The sequence below is a fragment of the Streptococcus sp. 27098_8_86 genome (assembly GCF_041432595.1).
GTDB classification, from domain to species: domain Bacteria; phylum Bacillota; class Bacilli; order Lactobacillales; family Streptococcaceae; genus Streptococcus; species Streptococcus pneumoniae_F.
This window is the reverse complement of record NZ_JAPVZW010000002.1, coordinates 218,160-235,749: the sequence shown is the minus strand read 5'-3', so window position 1 is coordinate 235,749 and position 17,590 is coordinate 218,160. Positions and strand designations below refer to the sequence as shown.

17 protein-coding genes and 2 pseudogenes are annotated in these 17,590 nt (G+C 37.7%); 9 read left to right on the top strand and 10 right to left on the bottom strand.

Features of this window, described 5'->3' with window-relative positions; all coding sequences use genetic code 11:
- Positions 1–137: 137 nt before the first annotated feature.
- The 5 genes from coaB to O3616_RS02970 all read left to right on the top strand — a co-directional run bounded on the left by coaB (position 138) and on the right by O3616_RS02970 (position 3,167).
- Positions 138–827 (top strand): phosphopantothenate--cysteine ligase, encoded by a 690-nt coding sequence (coaB, locus tag O3616_RS02990; protein WP_371638048.1) that lies wholly within the window; start codon positions 138–140, stop codon positions 825–827.
- An 11-nt stretch (positions 828–838) separates the two neighbouring features.
- The gene (gene coaC / locus O3616_RS02985) at positions 839–1,390 is read left to right on the top strand and encodes a phosphopantothenoylcysteine decarboxylase (protein WP_371638047.1); all 552 of its coding nucleotides are present in this window, start codon (positions 839–841) and stop codon (positions 1,388–1,390) included.
- Positions 1,374–1,937: an ECF transporter S component gene (locus O3616_RS02980; protein WP_000747412.1), complete on the top strand. Its 564-nt coding sequence runs from the start codon at positions 1,374–1,376 to the stop codon at positions 1,935–1,937. Before coaC ends, O3616_RS02980 begins: the two co-directional genes overlap by 17 nt.
- Before the next feature lie 175 nt (positions 1,938–2,112).
- The gene (locus O3616_RS02975) at positions 2,113–2,640 is read left to right on the top strand and encodes an ECF transporter S component (RefSeq protein WP_084926542.1); all 528 of its coding nucleotides are present in this window, start codon (positions 2,113–2,115) and stop codon (positions 2,638–2,640) included.
- An 11-nt stretch (positions 2,641–2,651) separates the two neighbouring features.
- On the top strand, positions 2,652–3,167 hold the full coding sequence (locus O3616_RS02970; protein ID WP_261044138.1) for a transcription repressor NadR: 516 nt from the start codon (positions 2,652–2,654) through the stop codon (positions 3,165–3,167).
- On the opposite strand, the pseudogene O3616_RS02965 reads toward O3616_RS02970, so the two are convergent.
- The 7 genes and pseudogenes from O3616_RS02965 to O3616_RS02935 form a co-directional block, all read right to left on the bottom strand.
- Positions 3,164–3,310 (bottom strand): annotated as a pseudogene (locus O3616_RS02965) (DNA mismatch repair protein MutT); the annotation flags it as partial. The gene O3616_RS02970 and the pseudogene O3616_RS02965 sit on opposite strands and share 4 nt — an antisense overlap.
- A 71-nt stretch (positions 3,311–3,381) precedes the next feature.
- Positions 3,382–4,347 carry a substrate-binding domain-containing protein gene (locus tag O3616_RS02960; RefSeq protein WP_261044137.1) on the bottom strand — a complete coding sequence of 322 codons (966 nt, stop codon included), beginning with the start codon at positions 4,345–4,347 and terminating at the stop codon, positions 3,382–3,384.
- A gap of 99 nt (positions 4,348–4,446) precedes the next feature.
- Positions 4,447–5,391, bottom strand: a complete 945-nt coding sequence (gene rbsC, locus O3616_RS02955) for a ribose ABC transporter permease (RefSeq protein ID WP_247939496.1) — start codon at positions 5,389–5,391, stop codon at positions 4,447–4,449.
- Position 5,392: 1 nt separating this feature from the next.
- Complete coding sequence (locus tag O3616_RS02950) at positions 5,393–6,871, bottom strand: sugar ABC transporter ATP-binding protein (protein WP_261044136.1); 1,479 nt, start codon at positions 6,869–6,871, stop codon at positions 5,393–5,395.
- Positions 6,872–6,884: 13 nt separating this feature from the next.
- Positions 6,885–7,283: a D-ribose pyranase gene (gene rbsD, locus O3616_RS02945; RefSeq protein ID WP_000759835.1), complete on the bottom strand. Its 399-nt coding sequence runs from the start codon at positions 7,281–7,283 to the stop codon at positions 6,885–6,887.
- Positions 7,258–8,169: a ribokinase gene (gene rbsK, locus O3616_RS02940; protein ID WP_247939498.1), complete on the bottom strand. Its 912-nt coding sequence runs from the start codon at positions 8,167–8,169 to the stop codon at positions 7,258–7,260. The genes rbsD and rbsK overlap by 26 nt, the downstream gene beginning before the upstream one ends.
- A complete protein-coding gene (locus O3616_RS02935) occupies positions 8,169–9,143 on the bottom strand; it encodes a LacI family transcriptional regulator (RefSeq protein WP_261044135.1) in 975 nt (324 codons plus the stop codon). Before O3616_RS02935 ends, rbsK begins: the two co-directional genes overlap by 1 nt.
- A 135-nt stretch (positions 9,144–9,278) precedes the next feature.
- Between O3616_RS02935 and O3616_RS02930 the strand changes: the two are divergent.
- Positions 9,279–9,356, top strand: a pseudogene (locus O3616_RS02930) (DNA-binding transcriptional regulator); the annotation flags it as partial.
- On the opposite strand, the gene O3616_RS02925 reads toward O3616_RS02930, so the two are convergent.
- From O3616_RS02925 to O3616_RS02915, 3 genes are all read right to left on the bottom strand, one after another.
- On the bottom strand, positions 9,353–9,820 hold the full coding sequence (locus O3616_RS02925; protein WP_371638046.1) for an 8-oxo-dGTP diphosphatase: 468 nt from the start codon (positions 9,818–9,820) through the stop codon (positions 9,353–9,355). The pseudogene O3616_RS02930 and the gene O3616_RS02925 sit on opposite strands and share 4 nt — an antisense overlap.
- 22 nt (positions 9,821–9,842) lie before the next feature.
- A complete protein-coding gene (uvrB, locus tag O3616_RS02920) occupies positions 9,843–11,831 on the bottom strand; it encodes an excinuclease ABC subunit UvrB (RefSeq protein ID WP_020902808.1) in 1,989 nt (662 codons plus the stop codon).
- A 76-nt stretch (positions 11,832–11,907) separates the two neighbouring features.
- A complete protein-coding gene (locus O3616_RS02915) occupies positions 11,908–12,861 on the bottom strand; it encodes a CPBP family intramembrane glutamic endopeptidase (RefSeq protein WP_371638045.1) in 954 nt (317 codons plus the stop codon).
- A gap of 171 nt (positions 12,862–13,032) precedes the next feature.
- Between O3616_RS02915 and O3616_RS02910 the strand changes: the two genes are divergently transcribed.
- The 3 genes from O3616_RS02910 (at position 13,033) to zwf (ending at position 17,576) form a co-directional block, all read left to right on the top strand.
- Positions 13,033–15,198, top strand: a complete 2,166-nt coding sequence (locus tag O3616_RS02910; RefSeq protein ID WP_371638044.1) for an ABC transporter substrate-binding protein/permease — start codon at positions 13,033–13,035, stop codon at positions 15,196–15,198.
- Positions 15,198–15,938, top strand: a complete 741-nt coding sequence (locus tag O3616_RS02905) for an amino acid ABC transporter ATP-binding protein (protein WP_020900924.1) — start codon at positions 15,198–15,200, stop codon at positions 15,936–15,938. The genes O3616_RS02910 and O3616_RS02905 overlap by 1 nt, the downstream gene beginning before the upstream one ends.
- Before the next feature lie 150 nt (positions 15,939–16,088).
- Positions 16,089–17,576, top strand: coding sequence for a glucose-6-phosphate dehydrogenase (gene zwf, locus O3616_RS02900; protein WP_371638043.1), 1,488 nt, complete (start codon positions 16,089–16,091; stop codon positions 17,574–17,576).
- Positions 17,577–17,590 lie beyond the last annotated feature (14 nt).

Sequence of the window (17,590 nt, the reverse complement as noted above, 5' to 3'; positions counted from 1 at the left end):
CTTATTATTAAGGTTTTTAGAGTTCTTTCTTAAATTTTATATGGCTTTATAGTTTGAAACTATAGTTAATCTTCGTTTTTACCAAAAATTTATCACTTTCATTTTACTTACCGTTTATTTTTGTGTACAATAGTGCTATGAAAATTTTAGTTACATCGGGCGGTACCAGTGAAGCTATCGATAGCGTCCGCTCTATCACTAACCATTCTACAGGACGCTTGGGGAAAACCATCACAGAAACCTTGCTTTCTGCAGGGCATGAAGTTTGTTTAATTACTACAAAACGAGCTTTGAAGCCAGAAGCCCATCCCAACCTAAATATTCGAGAAATTAACAATACCAAGGACCTTCTTCTGGAAATGCAAGAACGTGTTAAGGACTATCAGGTCTTGATTCACTCAATGGCTGTCTCTGACTACACTCCCATTTATATGACGGGACTTGAGGAAGTTCAGGCTAGCTCCAATCTAGAAGAATTTTTAAATAAGCAGAATCACCAGGCTAAGATTTCTTCAACTGATGATGTTCAAGTTTTGTTCCTTAAAAAGACACCCAAAATCATCTCTCTAGTAAAGGAGTGGAATCCTGCTATTCATCTGATTGGCTTTAAACTGCTGGTTGATGTTAACGAAGACCATCTGGTTGACATTGCTAGAAAAAGTCTTATCAAAAACCAAGCAGACTTGATTATCGCAAATGACCTCACTCAAATTTCAGCAGATCAGCACCGTGCAATCTTTGTTGAAAAAGAACAGCTTCAAACAGTCCAGACTAAAGAAGAAATTGCAAAACTCCTCCTTGAAAAAATTCAAGCCTATCATTCATAGAAAGGAAAGCTATGACACATATTCTCTTGGCTGTAACGGGATCAATCGCCTCTTACAAGTCGGCAGATTTAGTCAGTTCTCTAAAAAAACAAGGCCATCAAGTCACTGTCTTAATGACTCAGGCTGCTACAGAGTTTATCCAACCTTTGACACTACAGGTCTTATCACAGAATCCTGTCCACTTGGATGTCATGAAGGAACCCTATCCTGATCAGGTTAATCATATTGAACTTGGAAAAAAAGCAGATTTATTTATCGTAGCCCCTGCAACTGCTAATACTATTGCAAAACTAGCCCACGGTTTTGCGGACAATATGGTGACCAGTACTGCTCTAGCCTTGCCAAGTCATATTCCCAAACTCATCGCACCAGCAATGAATACAAAAATGTATGACCATCCGGCAACTCAGGCTAATCTGAAAACATTAGAAAGCTACTGCTATCAGCTGATTGCTCCAAAAGAATCCCTACTAGCTTGCGGAGACCATGGACGAGGAGCTTTAGCTGACCTCACAATTATTTTAGAAAGAATAAAGGAAACTCTCGATGAAAAAACGCTCTAATATTGCACCCATTGCTATCTTTTTTGCAACCATGCTCGTGATTCATTTTCTGAGCTCACTTATCTTTAACCTTTTTCCATTCCCAATCAAACCGACCATTGTTCACATTCCTGTCATTATTGCCAGCATTATTTACGGTCCACGAGTTGGGGTTACACTTGGATTTTTAATGGGACTACTTAGTTTGACCGTTAACACAATTACGATTCTGCCGACAAGCTATCTCTTCTCGCCATTTGTACCAAACGGAAACATCTACTCAGCTATCATAGCTATCGTCCCACGTATTTTGATTGGTTTGACTCCTTATCTAGTCTATAAACTAATGAAAAACAAGACTGGTCTGATTCTAGCTGGTGCCCTTGGTTCACTTACCAACACAGTCTTTGTACTTGGTGGAATTTTCTACCTTTTTGGAAATGTTTTTGATGGTAATATCCAAAAACTCCTAGCAACTGTTATCTCAACAAATTCGATTGCCGAATTAGTCATTTCCGCAGTTCTAACTCTAGCCATTGTTCCACGACTACAAACCTTGAAGAAATAAAAACAATCTCCGCTTTCATGCTTGAAGGTGGAGATTTTGTTTGAAGTAGTTTCTTTTTAGTGAAATCTTTACCAATATTTAATTTAAAACGATCTATAAACCTAAGTAAATCCTTGCTTTATTGTCTTGTTTGTTGTACTATACTAGTGTATATACAGACAAAAAGGAGATTCTTATGAACACACGAAAAAAGACACAATTTATGACAATGACTGCCCTCTTAACGGCTATTGCGATTTTGATTCCAATTGTTATGCCTTTTAAGATTGTCATTCCACCAGCTTCTTACACTTTGGGAAGTCACATCGCTATTTTTATCGCCATGTTCTTATCGCCCTTGATGGCAGTTTTTGTCATCCTAGCCTCTAGTTTTGGATTTTTGATGGCTGGTTATCCCATGGTGATCGTTTTTCGAGCTTTCTCTCATATCGTTTTTGGTACCCTAGGAGCTCTTTACCTACGAAAATTCCCCGATACCCTAGATGAACCAAAATCTTCCTGGATTTTCAACTTTGTTTTAGCTGTTGTTCATGCCCTTGCTGAAGTATTAGCCTGTGTCGTTTTTTACGCAACTTCTGGTACCAATGTAGAAAATATGTTTTATGTTCTATTTGTGCTCGTTGGATTTGGCACAATTATCCATAGTATGGTAGACTATACATTAGCACTAGCTGTCTATAAAGTGCTTCGAAAACGCCGTTAAAAGGAAGAACTATGACAAAAGATCGCAAACAAGCCCTTCTCCAACTCTTGAAAGAAGCCCCTAAAGCCCTTAATGGCCAAAGTTTGGCGGAGCATTTTCATGTAACACGCCAAGTCATTGTACAAGACATTGCAATTTTAAGAGCCGATGGCGCTCCTATCTTGTCCACTAATCGTGGCTACATCTATAAGCAAATTGATACCAATCCTTATGTTCACAAACTGTTCAAAGTGAAACATGAAGTTGAAGAAATCGGTCAAGAACTCCTTGCTATCGTTGATAATGGTGGACGTGTTCAAAATACCTTGATTGACCATCCCGTTTATGGAGAAATCGAAACCTTGCTTAAACTGTCTTGCCGCCGAGACGTTCAACATTTTCTAGAACAAGTCGAGCATTCTGATTTTAAACCTTTATCTGAATTGACAGATGGTATCCATTACCACCTAGTTGAAGCCGAAACACAACAAGACCTCCACTATATTGAGGAGGCCTTGGATCAACTTGGCTATTTAGTAAAAGACTAGAAGATTTTCTTCGCCCAGCCATCTTCTGTACGGTGGCTGTAGAAAAACTCTGACTTGTCAGGAGCTTCCATCATTTCCATCAAGGGTAACATATCATAGGCCAGATCCAAGTTTGGAATCTGGTCTTTTTGTATCCAAGAGATCAAATAGTAACAATGATATTTAAAAACTACATTGAATGAAGATGAATAAGTACCTACTTATTAAAAATATATTACCAATTATGTTGATCAACATTATCCTTAGTCACAAGATAAATTGGAGAAACTGTTTCTTTTTCTAGTTTTTTCCCTTGATAATGATCAATTGCTGATTGAATAGCGATTTCACCCATCTTAGCTGGTTGCTGAGCAATAGTGGCAGTAATATCACCTTTGGCAATAGCATCATGTGCATCTGGTTGACCATCAATACCAACAATTAATACATTGCTAAGACCAGCTGCTTTTACTGCTTGTGCAGCTCCCAATGCCATCTCATCATTCTGTGCAAAGATTGCTTGTACTTCTTTGTTTCCTTGAATCATATTTTGAGCTGTATTCAAAGCTTTTGCACGATCAAAATTAGCAGATTGACTAGAAAGAACATCTAAATTTGCCTTTGAAATTTGTTCAAATCCTTTACCTCTATCTACTGTTGCAGAAGCGCCCGGGACTCCTGATAATTCAAAAGTTTTTGCTTTTTCTCCCAATTGCTTGGTAATAAATTCAGCAGCCATTTTACCCGCTTCTACGTTATCAGAAGCAACAGTTGTCAAGACTTCACCGCCATTACTACCGCGGTCAATTAAGATTACTGGAATATTTGCATTATTAGCAGCTTTAATAGATGTAACAATTGCATCAGAATCAACTGGATTAATTAGTAAAGCATCTACATTTTGACTAATAAAATTTTGAATATCATCTGCTTGTCTAGCAGCATCATCTTGTGCATCTGCTATCTTCAAAGTTACTTCTTTTTCTCCTGCGGCTTTTTCAAGACCATCTTTCATAGCTACAAAATAGGGATTGTTAGTAGTCGAAATAGAAACTCCTAATTTTAATTCTTTTGCCGACTTTTGAGTCGTAGATTTATTATCATTTGATGAATTTCCTAAACCAGTTTTTCCACAAGCTACTAAAGCAAAAATAAATGTTACAAACAAAGCAAAAATGCTAATTTTTTTAATAATTTTCATGTTATTACTCCTCTTAATATATATAGGGATAGTTTCCATCCCGACTATTGTTCGTCATCTAATAAATTGTTACTATTTCCAAAAAAATTGAAAATGATTCTACTGTTTTACAACTTTAAAACGATCAATCAGAACAGCAATTAAGATTACAACTCCTTTTACTACTTGCTGCCAAAATGCTGAAACACCAATAATATTAAGTCCATTATTCAAAACTCCAATAATTAAAGCACCTATTAGAGTCCCCAGTATACGACCTTTACCTCCTGATAATGAGGTTCCCCCAAGAACAACAGCTGCAATAGCATCCATTTCATAACTAGCACCTGCTGTTGGTTGAGCAGAACTTAAGCGTGATGTTATAATCAATCCAGAAATTGAAGCCATTATACCTGAAATTGAATAAATGATAATTTTCACTTTATTTAGTTTCACACCTGATATATATGCTGCTTTTTCATTCCCCCCAATAGCATACACAGATTTACCAAATACTGTTTTATGAAGTAAAACATATAAAATAATAAATACAATAAACATAATAATTACAGGAAATGGAATTCCGACTATGTAACCTTGCCCCAAAAATTGAAATAAGAATGTATCACTTAATCCTTTTGTAATAGGATTCCCATTTGTATAAACAAGTGTTGCGCCTCTAAAAATAGTCATAGTTGCTAAAGTAACGATAAATGGAGCTAATTTCCCGTAGGAAATCAATAACCCATTCATCATCCCCAGAATGCAACCCAAAATTAAAGAGATGAGAATTGCTAACGTAACAGGCATTCCAGATCCTAATAGGCCAGCTGTTAGCGCACTGGACAAGGCTAAAATTGATCCAACTGATAAATCAATTCCACCTGTTAGAATAACAAAAGTCATTCCAAAAGCAATCAGTGCATTTGATGTTACTTGCAATAGTAAATTTAACAGATTATTTGCTGTTAAAAAATTTGAATTGATAATAGTGATGACAGCCATTAAAATTATCAATGCTATTACTGTTGTCAATTCTGACATATACTTCATAGTATTTTTCACACTATTGTCCTCCTGTAGCTAGTTGCATAACTTTTTCTTGTGTAGCTTCTTGACGTGTTAATTCTCCACTAATTCTTCCTTCATGCATGACCATAATGCGATCACTGACTCCGATCACTTCTGGTAAATCTGAAGATACCATAATAATTGGCACACCTCGTTCAGCCAATTCATTCATTAATTGGTAAATTTCACGCTTAGCACCAACATCTACCCCACGAGTTGGCTCATCTAGAATCAGTACTTTTGGAGCAATACCTATCCATTTTGCTAAAACTACTTTCTGTTGATTACCACCAGAAAGTGTTCCAACTTCCTTATCTGGATAACCTGATTTAATTCGTAGCCTATCTATTAAACGTTGTACAAATATATCACTTGTTTTATTATCGAAAATGCCATTTTTAACAAAATCACGAGTACTAGGTAAAGTCATATTATCTTTAATAGAAAAATCTAAAATCAATCCCTCATCTTTACGATCTTCTGTTAAGAAACCAATTCCATGCTTAATTGCTTCAAAAGGATTTTTAATTATCAGTTGTTCTTCGTTTATTATAATTTGACCAGATTTTAAAGAATCAATTCCAAAAATTGCTCGCATTATTTCAGTACGACCAGCACCCATCAAACCAGAAAAACCAAGAATTTCCCCTTGACGTACATAGAAAGAAATATCCGTAAAAGCATCACCAGAAAGATTCTTAGCTTGAAAAACAATATTTCCAATCTCAGCCTTTTTTTCTGGATAATAATCTTCTAATTCACGCCCTACCATCTTCTGAACTAATTCATCCGCATTAGTTAACTTCGTTTTCTTAGTATCAATTACAAACCCATCCCTCATAACAGTTATAAGATCTGTAATCTTAAAGATTTCTTCCATCCGATGTGAAATATACACAATACCTACACCATCAGATTTTAATCCTTCTATCACTTTAAAAAGTGTTTCAGTTTCACGATCAGTTAAAGCTGCTGTGGGTTCATCCATAATTAACAAGGAAACTTCTGATAATAGACATTTTGCTATTTCTATCATTTGTTGTTGTCCGACTGATAATTGACCAATGATTGCATCGAGAGGAATAGATATATTAAGACGTTTAAATGCTTCTTTAGCTTTCCTTTCCATACTGGCTTTATCTAGAAACCCAATCGAATTTTTAATTTCTCTTCCTAAAAAAAGATTATCAAGTACAGTCATATCTGGCCAAGTATTCATTTCTTGATGAATAAAACTCAGTCCAAACCGTTCTGCCTCTTGAGGATTAGAAAATGTTTTTTCTTTTCCATCAATAAAAATAGTTCCTGAAGTAGCTGGAAAAAGTCCAGTTAAAATATTCATTAAGGTTGATTTGCCTGCACCATTCTCTCCCATTAAAGCATGAACTTCTCCTGAATTAAGAACCAAATCAATACTTTCTAAAACACGATTATTCCTAAAAGATTTTGAAATGTTCTTCATTTCAATTTTCATAGGAACCCCCCTTCTAAATAATAACTCCTGATTGCAAGATTATATTCGAATATGGTGTATCTTCCCCAGTGCGAATAACTGCCTTAACTTTAGTATTCATAGCTTTCAATTCTTCATGACTAATATATTCAATAATTATATTCGATCCTAAAAGATCTAGAACTGCTTGCCACTGTTCTTTGTTTTTTTCCTTAATTTCTTCTGCTAAGAAAATTTTTTCAATAAGTACATGATCTGAATATTCTTTTAAAACTTCTAAAAAACTTGGACTGCCTTTTCTTAATGCTAAATCAATTTTATCAACACCTTTTGGAACTGGTAATCCTAAATCTCCGATACAAACCAAATCCATATGACCTAAATCATCAGCTAGTTTTGCTATATTACTATTTAAAATCCCATATTTCTTCATATCCTGAATGCTCCTTTATTTCTTTCAAACTAGGCATACCTCCTTGCGCTCCAAATCTTTGAACAGAAAGATGTGAAGCAATCGTTGCAAAGGACAATGCAACATTCATCTCTTTTCCTTTTGAGATAGCATAAGCAAAAGCACCATTAAACGTATCTCCTGCTCCTGTAGTATCAACTACTTCTGCTTTTATAGCAGGAATCTTCTGAACTGCTGCCCCATCATAATAAATAGAACCTTCAACTCCTAATGTCACAATCATTTTATTAGGATAAATTTTAATAATTTCTTCTAATTTCTTATCTGGAAAAAGCTCTGAACATTCATGCTCATTAGGAGTAATAAAATCACAAAAAGGAATCATCTCTATATCCGTTTCTCTAGCTGGTGCAGGATTGTAAAGCACCTTAACTTTATTTTCTTGACAAAATTTAGCTATAGATAAGTTGGCTTCATGTGGTATTTCATTTTGTAATACAACAATACTTGCATCACTAATCAATTCCCACTCATTTTTCCAATCATTTGTTTTAACTAAATTATTCGCTCCGGGATAATAAATAATCCTATTATCACCTCCATATAAAGTAATTTGTGCAACTCCTGTAGATTGTGGTACCGTTCCCACACGTTCTGTAGAAATATTATTATTTTGCAGATTACTTAGTAAATCTGCTGAAAAAATATCTTCTCCGACGTTTCCAAATATGTAAATATTATCTTCTACACTGGATAATCTACCAATAGCTACAGCTTGATTTGCACCTTTTCCACCTGGAACTATATTAAATGAATCCCCAAAAATCGTTTCACCTCCTTCTGGAATCCTTTTTGTTCTCATAACTAAGTCCATTGAAATACTTCCAACAACAACAATTTTACTCATTACTTTCTCCTTAATGTATTTCTTTCTACGTATCTAACAGGTAGTTTAATTTTAACTTCATCTATAGAGAACTTATTTGCCATATTATAGATTAGCTTTGCAGCCTGTTCTCCCATTTTATATGATGATTGGTGAATAGTTGATAAAGAAGGATAAATAAATTGACTAAGTACAATATCATCATAACCAATGATTTGAATATCATCTGGGATTTTTTTACCAATTGCTAAAATTTCATGAATATAAGCTATCGCATGAATATCAGAAGGCGCTATAATACTATCAATATTTGGATTTCTTTTTAGATTCTCTTTAGCTTCTGTTTGAATTTTTTCAAACTCAAATGTTTCACTTTCTTCAATACGAATATCTAAAGATTTATTCCTCAAATAGTTTAAACTTGCTTCAAATCGTTCCGCAATGTTCTCAGCTTTATCATCTAAAACTTTAATAATCATAACTTGCTTAGCGCCAGCATTCCAAATTGCTTTAGCAGCCAAACGTCCACCCAACTGATTATCAGAAAAGACACCGTAACCTGTATCTTTACTAATTCGGTCAACCACAACAACAGGTAACGTAAGATTTGGAAATTCCTTTGTAAAGTCAAGTGTCGTTATAATACCAGCTGCATTTGTTTTTAACAAAAGGTTTATATATTCTTCTAACGAATCATGATCTGAAATAGTACCAACCATAATCCTATAACCTTTATCTTTCAAATATGATTCAGCTCCTCGAACCAATCTTGGGAAGAAGGGATTAGAAATATCTGGCAATAAGAGTCCTACCATTTGATTTTTTTTAGTTTTCAAAGATTGTGCTAATACATTCGGCGTGTAATTTAATTTCTTGATAGCATTTTTTATCTTTTCTCTAGCATCATCTCCGACATAGCCTTTTTTCGAAATATATCTTGAAACTGTTGATTTTGATACTCCAGCTTCTTCAGCAACCTGTTTTATTGTAGTCATCACTCCTCCTTCTTACGTTGTGGAACCGTTCCCTTATTTATATAGTAAGCGTTTTCTTTTATTTTGTCAATACTTTTTTAGAAATATTTTAAATTTATTTCAGAGTACACATGTTTTTACTAATATCCTATTACTATTAGATACGAAACACAACAAGACCTCCACTATATTGAGGAGGCCTTGGATCAGCTAGGTTATTTAGTAAAAGACTAGAAGATTTTCTTCTCCCAATCATCTTCTGTACGGCGAGGGTAGAAAAACTCTGATTTGTCAGGAGCTTCCATCATCTCCATCAAGGGTAACATATCATAGGCCAGATCCAAGTTTGGAAGCTGGTCTTTTTGCACCCAAGAAACTTCTCCTTCATCTGAAGAGCGAAGGCTACCAGAGAACTCAGTCGCCTTATAACAAATGACAATATAGCGCCCACCTGTATCTAGTGGCCAATTTTTAATGCCGACAAGTTGAGGATTTTGGATAGTCAATCCTGTTTCTTCGTAGATTTCACGAATGACAGACTCCGCAAAAGCCTCACCATTTTCAACATGACCTCCAGGAAAGGCATAACCAGACCAGCGATTTGTTTCAGGAGAGCGATACTGCATAACCACGCGCTGAGTTTCGGGGTCTTCAATCAGACAAATGTTTGTTAAAATTGTTAATTGGGAACGGGACATATTTTCTCCTTTAGATACTATTCTAATCCAACGCCTTGACTTCCAGCATCATATCGCGAATCTGTGCAGCCAGTTCAAAGTCAAGCACTTCGACAGCTTCTTGCATTTGTTTTTCTAGTTTCTTGACAAGTTCTTTGCGTTCTTGTTTGTTGAGACTATTGATATCGACTTCTTTTTCTTCTTCCTTGGCAACTGCCTTGGTCACAGCAATCAGATCACGGATTTCTTTCTTGATTGTCTGAGGCACAATACCGTGTTCTTCATTATAGGCCATCTGGATTTTGCGACGGCGAGCAGTTTCATCGATAGCACGTTGCATAGACTGGGTAACTGTGTCAGCGTACATGATGACATGGCCTTCGCTATTACGGGCAGCGCGGCCAATGGTTTGGATGAGTCCACGTTCGTTACGAAGGAAACCTTCCTTGTCAGCATCGAGAATGGCTACTAGGCTCACTTCAGGTACGTCAATCCCTTCACGGAGCAGGTTAATTCCGACCAAGACATCAAAGACACCCAAGCGCAGGTCACGGATAATCTCCGTCCGTTCCAAGGTCTTAATATCCGAGTGCATGTACTTAACCTTGATGCCCATTTCCTTGAAGTAGTCGGTTAAGTCCTCTGCCATTTTCTTGGTCAAGGTGGTGATAAAGGTTCGTTCGTTCTTTTCTACACGTGCATTGATTTCACCTAAGAGGTCATCAATCTGTCCCATAGTCGGACGGACTTCCACCTCAGGATCCAAGAGTCCCGTTGGACGAATGATTTGCTCAATCACTGTCTCGGTCTGTTCATTTTCATAGTCACCAGGTGTCGCTGAAACATAAACAATCTGATGAACATGGCTTTCAAACTCCTCACGACGGAGAGGTCGATTGTCCAGAGCAGACGGCAAACGGAAACCATAATTAACCAGCATTTCCTTACGAGAACGGTCTCCATTGTACATTCCCTTGATTTGTCCCATAGTCATGTGACTCTCGTCAATCATAATCAAAAAATCATCTGGGAAGAAATCGAGAAGCGTATAAGGAGGCTCACCCTCACTCCGTCCATCCATATGACGTGAATAGTTCTCAACCCCGTTGGTATAGCCCATCTCACGCAACATTTCAATATCATACTCTGTCCGCTGTTTCAATCGTTGGGCTTCAAGCAATTTACCTTCCTTTTCAAAGACAGCTAACTGCTCCTCTAACTCTGCTTGAATTTTAGCAATGGCAACTTCCATGTGATCGTCATTGGTCACAAAGTGAGTAGCTGGGAAAATCGCCAAATGATCCACTTCTCCCAATACCTGACCTGTCAAAGCCTCCACTTCACGGATACGGTCAATTTCGTCTCCAAAAAATTCTACTCGAAAAGCGTGTTCGTCACGGGAAGCTGGGAAAATCTCCACTACATCCCCACGTACACGAAATCTTCCCCGTTGGAAATCAATATCATTACGTTCAAACTGGATATCAACCAAGTCATTCAAGAGTTTATCACGAGAAATTTCAAGACCAGGACGGAGACTAACGACACTATCAGCGTATTCCTTGGGCGAACCCAGACCATAGATACAAGAGACAGAGGCAACGACAATAACATCATTACGCTCCAAAAGGGCTGAAGTCGCTGAGTGGCGGAGCTTGTCAATCTCGTCATTGACAGAACTATCCTTCTCAATGTAGGTATCACTAGAAGGGACATAGGCCTCAGGTTGGTAATAATCATAGTAAGACACAAAGTACTCAACTGCATTTTCAGGGAAAAATTCCTTGAACTCCCCATAGAGCTGTCCTGCTAGAGTTTTATTGTGGGCGATGACCAGAGTTGGTTTATTGACTTTGGAAATAACCTGACTCATGGTATAGGTCTTCCCTGTTCCAGTCGCCCCCATCAGAATCTGAGCTTTTTCTCCACCCTCGATATTATCAACCAACTGCTCGATAGCTTGGGGTTGGTCTCCTGAGGGTTGATATTTTGATACTAGTTTAAATTGATTATCTGTAATGCGATTGATCATAAGAATCCTCTCTCCATGTGCTATTCCTATTTTAGCATACTTGTAGAATTTTCACGAAGAAAAGGACAGACCGAAGTCACATCCTTTCATTTTCTTTCTTCAATTGATAAGCGAGATAGACAATCAGCAGTAGCAAGACCAGACTTGTCATGATAGAACCTTCAATCCCAAAAGATCCACCTGATAGCCAGCCTTGATCGCCTTGTGGTAAAAAGGTCATCAGAGACGTTCCTGATGGTTGACCACTAACTAAAATCCCAAAGAGATTTCCCTGAGCAAAATTCCAGGCCCCATGAATACCTGCAACACCCCAAACTGTATCAGTTTTGAGAAGGTAAAGAGCCATGGCAACTCCGAATAAAAAGAGATTCACTAGAGATAGAGGTGTGAGACCCGAATTGCCCATATGAAGCAGAGTAAAGAACAAGCTAGATATAAGAACAGCAAGCTTTAGATTAGTTCTTGAGGCCAATTGGGGAAGGAGCCAAGCACGGGACACCACTTCTTCTGTTGTCCCCTGTAAAATCCAAAATGGGATAGTAAAGACAACAAAGATAAGAGAATAAGGATTTAAGTGAATAGACTCAAAACGATATTGCCCCAAGGCTACTAATCCTAACAAGGTCAGAAGAAAAAGTGCCAGGCCTAAGCCGAATCCTTTCAGAAGACTGCTGAGGAAATTTTCTCTATAAAATCCCAAGGTTCGAATAGGTCTTTTCTCAACTTTTCTAGTCCATCTGAACACAGTGTTGAGAACGAACCCAAATGCCAGTAAATCTAAAATTAAATGAAAGTCACTTGTTTTATCCGTCAAGCTCTGATGCAAGGTCTGCAAGTAGGTTGCAAGATTTTGACCAGCCTCTCCAAAATTTCTAGCAAGTCCGATGAGAGCTAACAAACTAATACCATACAGAGTATAAGCCACAAACTCTCCTATGAAGACAAAAGCAAAGGCTAACAAGGGGCTTGTGTAAATGTTTAAACTCATTTTTGAAGCTTGGAAGTCTTTAAATATTCTTTTGTTCTTCATATCCCTGTCCTCTTTTCTTCTATATATACTATTATTATAGCACTTTATAGTAGCAATTCAAGAAAGAAAAGGAAAAAACAATGTTATATTTTCTGACACAGAAATATAAAAATTTGCCTTTTTTTACTTTTTCTGATATAATGGGAAAATATTCGGAAAAGGAGACTAAAAATGAAGAAAAAATTTCTAGCATTTTTGCTAATTTTATTCCCAATTTTCTCATTAGGTATTGCGAAAGCAGAGACAATTAAGATTGTTTCTGATACCGCCTATGCACCTTTTGAGTTTAAAGATTCAGATCAAACTTATAAAGGAATTGATGTTGACATTATTAATAAAGTCGCAGAGATTAAAGGATGGAACATTCAGATGTCCTATCCTGGATTTGATGCAGCGGTAAATGCGGTTCAAGCTGGTCAAGCTGACGCTATCATGGCAGGGATGACAAAGACGAAAGAACGTGAAAAAGTTTTCACCATGTCTGATACTTACTATGATACAAAAGTTGTCATTGCAACTACAAAGGCACACAAGATTAGTAAATATGACCAATTAACTGGCAAAACCGTTGGTGTTAAAAACGGAACTGCTGCTCAACGTTTTCTTGAAACAATCAAAGATAAATACGGCTTCACTATTAAAACATTTGACACTAGTGATTTGATGAACAACAGCTTGAGTGCTGGTGCCATCGATGCCATGATGGATGATAAACCTGTTATCGAATATGCCATCAACCAAGGTCAAGACCTCCATATTGAAATGGATGGAGAAGCTGTAGGTAGCTTTGCTTTCGGTGTGAAAAAAGGAAGCAAATACGAGCACCTAGTCACTGAATTTAACCAAGCCTTGGCTGAAATGAAAAAAGATGGTAGTCTTGATAAAATCATCAAGAAATGGACTGCTTCATCATCTTCAGCAGTGCCAACTACAACTACTCTAGCAGGATTAAAAGCTATTCCTGTTAAGGCTAAATACATCATTGCCAGCGATTCTTCTTTTGCACCTTTTGTTTTCCAAAATTCAAGCAACCAATTTACTGGTATTGATATGGAATTGATTAAGGCAATCGCTAAGGACCAAGGTTTTGAAATTGAAATTACTAACCCTGGTTTCGATGCAGCTATCAGCGCTGTCCAAGCTGGCCAAGCAGATGGTATCATTGCCGGTATGTCTGTCACAGATGCTCGTAAGGCAACTTTTGATTTCTCAGAATCATACTACACTGCCAATACTATCCTTGGTGTCAAAGAATCAAGTACCATTGCTTCTTATGAAGATTTGAAAGGGAAGACAGTCGGTGTTAAAAACGGAACTGCTTCTCAAACCTTCCTAACAGAAAATCAAAGCAAATACGGTTACAAAATCAAAACCTTCGCTGATGGTTCTTCAATGTATGACAGTTTAAATACTGGAGCTATCGATGCCGTTATGGATGATGAGCCTGTCCTCAAATATTCTATCAGCCAAGGACAAAAATTGAAAACTCCAATCGCTGGAACTCCAATTGGTGAAACAGCCTTTGCCGTTAAAAAAGGAGCAAATCCAGAATTGATTGAAATGTTCAATAACGGACTTGCAAACCTTAAAGCAAACGGAGAATTCCAAAAGATTCTTGATAAATATCTAGCTAGCGAATCATCAACTGCTTCAACAAGTACTGTTGACGAAACAACTATCTGGGGCTTGCTTCAAAACAACTATAAACAACTCCTTAGCGGGCTTGGTATCACTCTTGCTCTAGCTCTTATCTCATTTGCTATTGCCATTGTTATCGGGATTATCTTCGGTATGTTTAGCGTTAGCCCATACAAATCTCTTCGTGTGATTTCTGAGATTTTCGTTGACGTTATCCGTGGTATTCCATTGATGATTCTTGCAGCCTTCATCTTCTGGGGAATTCCAAACTTCATCGAGTCTATCACAGGCCAACAAAGTCCAATTAACGACTTTGTAGCTGGGACTATTGCCCTCTCACTCAATGCGGCTGCTTATATCGCTGAAATCGTTCGTGGTGGTATTCAGGCCGTTCCAGTTGGTCAAATGGAAGCCAGCCGAAGCTTAGGTATCTCTTATGGAAAAACCATGCGTAAGATTATCTTGCCACAAGCAACTAAATTGATGTTGCCAAACTTTGTTAACCAATTCGTTATCGCTCTTAAAGATACAACCATCGTATCTGCTATCGGTTTGGTTGAACTCTTCCAAACTGGTAAGATTATCATCGCCCGTAACTACCAAAGTTTCAAGATGTATGCAATCCTTGCTATCTTCTATCTTATAATTATCACACTTTTGACTAGACTAGCGAAACGCTTAGAAAAGAGGATTCGTTAATGGCAAAATTAAAAATTGATGTAAATGATTTACACAAGCACTATGGAAAAAATGAGGTTTTAAAAGGAATTACGACTAAGTTCTATGAAGGAGATGTTGTTTGTATCATCGGTCCTTCAGGTTCTGGTAAATCAACCTTCCTTCGTAGCCTTAATCTTCTAGAAGAAGTTACGAGTGGTCACATCACTGTGAACGGTTATGACTTAACTGAAAAAACAACCAACGTTGACCACGTCCGTGAAAATATCGGAATGGTGTTCCAGCACTTCAACCTCTTCCCACACATGTCTGTTTTGGACAACATCACCTTTGCTCCTATTGAGCACAAGTTGATGACTAAGGAAGAAGCTGAGAAATTGGGGATGGAGTTACTTGAAAAGGTTGGACTAGCAGATAAAGCTAATGCCAATCCAGATAGCCTATCAGGTGGTCAAAAACAACGCGTGGCCATCGCTCGTGGACTAGCAATGAATCCAGACATCATGCTCTTCGACGAACCAACTTCTGCCCTTGACCCTGAGATGGTTGGAGACGTACTAAACGTTATGAAAGAATTGGCTGAACAAGGCATGACCATGATTATCGTAACCCATGAGATGGGATTTGCCCGTCAGGTTGCTAACCGTGTTATCTTTACTGCAGATGGTGAGTTCCTAGAAGACGGAACACCTGATCAAATATTTGATAACCCTCAACACCCTCGTCTGAAAGATTTCTTGGACAAGGTCTTAAACGTCTAAACTCAAACTGTAAGGATTTCCTTGCAGTTTTTTTCTATCTCGTATTGGATTTTTTGATTTTTCGGAAAATTATGTTAGAATTAAGTTTATGAAATGAGATTTCCTCATACCTAGCAAGACTAGGAATAAAAATAGAAATTAGGTAGCTAGATGTCATCTAAGGTTATTGTTACAATTTTCGGTGCGAGTGGAGACCTGGCTAAACGCAAGCTCTACCCTTCCCTATTTAGACTATATAAATCCGGCAATCTTTCCGAACACTTTGCCGTTATTGGAACTGCCCGTCGTCCTTGGAGCAAGGAATATTTTGAATCTGTTGTAGTCGAATCTATCCTTGATTTGGCAGATAGTACCGAACAGGCTCAGGAGTTCGCTAGCCACTTCTACTATCAAAGTCATGATGTCAATGATACAGAACACTACATTGCTCTACGTCAATTGCAGGCTGAACTAAATGACAAGTACCAAGCTGAACACAACAAGCTCTTCTTCTTGTCAATGGCTCCTCAATTCTTTGGAACTATTGCTAAGCACCTCAAGTCTGAAAACATTGTAGACGGTAAAGGTTTTGAACGTTTAATCGTTGAGAAGCCGTTTGGTACAGATTACGCAACTGCAAGCAAGTTAAATGACGAACTATTGGCAACATTTAACGAAGAACAAATTTTCCGTATCGACCATTATCTTGGTAAGGAAATGATCCAAAGTATCTTTGCCGTTCGCTTTGCAAACCTGATTTTTGAAAATGTTTGGAATAAGGACTTTATTGACAATGTTCAAATTACCTTTGCAGAGCGCTTGGGTGTAGAAGAACGTGGTGGCTACTATGACCAATCTGGTGCCCTCCGCGACATGGTACAAAACCATACTTTGCAACTACTTTCCCTCCTTGCCATGGATAAGCCAGCAAGCTTCACAAAAGACGAGATTCGTGCTGAAAAGATTAAGGTCTTTAAAAACCTCTATCATCCAACTGATGAAGAGCTTAAAGAACACTTTATCCGTGGTCAATACCGTTCAGGTAAGATTGATGGCATGAAATACATTTCTTATCGTAGCGAGCCAAATGTTAATCCAGAATCAACAACTGAAACTTTCGCATCTGGTGCCTTCTTTGTAAACAGCGATCGATTCCGTGGCGTTCCTTTCTTCTTCCGTACTGGTAAACGTCTGACTGAAAAAGGAACTCATGTCAACATCGTCTTTAAACAAATGGATTCTATCTTTGGAGAACCACTTGCTCCAAACATTTTGACCATCTATATCCAACCAACAGAAGGCTTCTCTCTTAGCCTAAATGGGAAACAAGTAGGAGAAGAATTCAACTTAGCTCCTAACTCACTTGATTACCGCACAGATGCGACCGCAACTGGTGCTTCTCCAGAACCATACGAGAAATTGATTTATGATGTCTTAAATAACAACTCAACTAACTTTAGCCACTGGGATGAAGTTGGTGCGTCATGGAAGTTGATTGACCGTATCGAAGAGCTCTGGGCTGAAAATGGTGCCCCACTTCATGACTATAAAGCTGGAAGCATGGGTCCTCAAGCAAGCTTTGACTTACTTGAAAAATTCGGTGCCAAATGGACTTGGCAACCAGATATCGCCTATCGTCAAGATGGTCGTTTAGAATAAAAAAATCCTGCAAG